The following is a 2,166-nucleotide window of genomic DNA, read 5'->3' as shown; positions in this document are numbered from 1 at the left end:
ACTTAAAAATAGAAGATGATTATAAATATTTGTTTTTTGAGTTTTGCGATGCTAAACAAATAAATATTGAGTTACTAAATGCAAAACATCAAGTAGAGCTATTAGATCGACTATTTAAAATAAGTGAAGAGTTCTTATCTTTTATAACACAATACAAACAAGACACTAAAAATTAAAGCTTACAAAAATTAATATAGCATTCTATACTAAATCCTAATTTCAAAAGTTATATTTTTATCGTTTAAAACGAATGTATCTAATTCTTGGTCTATACAAAATTAAATACAACGTAAAATGCAATTTAATTATATGAAACGTACGCTATACTTTTTTATTTGTTTTGGTTTTCTTTTACTTTGGAGCTCTTGTCGTAAAGACTTCGAATTTTCACCTAGCACTGGAAATTTAGAGTTTTCTAAAGACACGGTATACTTAGACACTGTTTTTACAAACATTGGTTCCAGTACTTATAACTTAAAAGTATACAACCGCAGTAACGAAGATATTAGTATTCCATCTGTTGGGCTAAGCCGTGGAGAAAATTCTAATTATAGATTAAATGTAGATGGTAATGCAGGAAAGTCTTTTACAAATGTTGAAATTTTAGCCAAAGACAGTTTATTTATTTTTGTTGAAACAACAATAGATATTGATAATTTACCAACTTTAGATGAAGAATTTTTATATACAGATAAAATTGAGTTCGATTCTGGTGCAAACCTTCAAGAAGTAGAGCTAGTAACTTTAGTAAAAGATGCAGTATTTATATATCCAGATCGTGATAACACTACAGGAGTTATTGAAACATTAACACTTAGCTTAAATGGAGAAATTGTAGACACAGAAATACAAGGAAGAGAGTTATTACCAGAAGAATTAAACTTTACCAACCAAAAACCCTATGTTATTTATGGCTATGCAGCTGTACCTAATGGAGAAACACTAACTGTAGATGCTGGAGCACGTGTACATTTTCATGCAAATTCCGGGCTTCTAGTCTCTGAAGGCGCATCGCTACAAGTAAACGGAACATTAAGTACAGACCCAGACCTTTTAGAAAACGAAGTGATTTTTGAAGGAGATCGTTTAGAATCTGCTTTTGCAGATATCCCTGGACAATGGGGGGCAATATGGTTATTTGAAAACAGTGAAAATAACATTATAAATTATGCCACTATAAAAAATGGAACTGTTGGGCTTTTAACAGATGGTAATCCAGATGCACCTACAGATAAATTAACCATTACTAATAGCCAAATATACAATTCAAGTAATTATGGTATTTTAGCAAGAAACACATCTATAAGAGCTGAAAATTTAGTAATAAATAATTCTGGGCAAGTCTCTTTTGCCGCAACTTTTGGAGGAAAATACAACGTAACACATAGTACTATTGCAAATTATTGGAATACTAGTTTTAGACAATTTCCTGCTTTATTAATTAATAACTTTACAATAAATGCTAATGGGGATACTGTTATAACAGATTTAACCGAAGCAAACTTTAATAACTCTATTATATACGGTAATGATAACCCAGAGTTTTTAATAGACGAAATTCAAGCAGATCCTTTAAACCCTGTCGACTTTAATTTTAAATTTACTAATTGCATCGTTCGTTTTCTAGATAATAACAACGAATTTAATGGTGATAATTATAATTTTAATGATGCCACTAAATACGATAATATATTTCGTAACATAGATCCAAATTTTAGAGATGCTAACCAGAACGATTTAATTATTGGAGCGTCTTCAACTAACGGTATGGCTAGTCCAAACTTTACAATGCCTCCGTTTTTAGGTGTCGATATTTTAGGAGTAGACAGAACAGCAAGCCCAGATATTGGTGCTTACCAACATATTATGTTTTAACAAATAAGTATATTATTTTCCATACTTCTCCATATAATACTGATTATTAGTATCTATGGTATGTTTTTTGATGCATTTAAAACATCATCAAACTTTCAAAACCATGCAATACAAAACTTTAAAAAAAATAATGTTACTATGCATTACATTATTTAGCCTGCAATTTTCTTTTGCACAAGAATGTAACAATAATAATAACGCTGCAGCTACATCGCTATTTTTAAACGATTTATTTTTCAATAACTCAAATGATTCCACCCATTTTTATAATGGTACACTCACACTTAACAA

Annotated in this window: 2 protein-coding genes; both read left to right on the top strand. The window is 30.0% G+C overall.

Annotated features, from left to right (window positions below; translation table 11 throughout):
• Positions 1-309 precede the first annotated feature (309 nt).
• Positions 310-1,875, top strand: a complete 1,566-nt coding sequence (locus tag ACVC2P_RS12015) for a right-handed parallel beta-helix repeat-containing protein (protein ID WP_452598713.1) — start codon at positions 310-312, stop codon at positions 1,873-1,875.
• Positions 1,876-1,978: 103 nt separating this feature from the next.
• Positions 1,979-2,166, top strand: a 188-nt coding sequence (locus ACVC2P_RS12010) for a hypothetical protein (protein WP_452598712.1), incomplete at its 3' end; no start/stop codon positions are given.

Source organism: Pontimicrobium sp. MEBiC01747 (genome assembly GCF_053601635.1).
This window is presented reverse-complemented; position numbering and strand designations above follow the sequence as displayed.

Coding starts and splice junctions, on each gene's coding strand:
- ACVC2P_RS12015 (WP_452598713.1), top strand. CDS start 310: ATGAAACGTACGCTATACTTTTTTATTTGTTTTGGTTTTCTTTTACTT.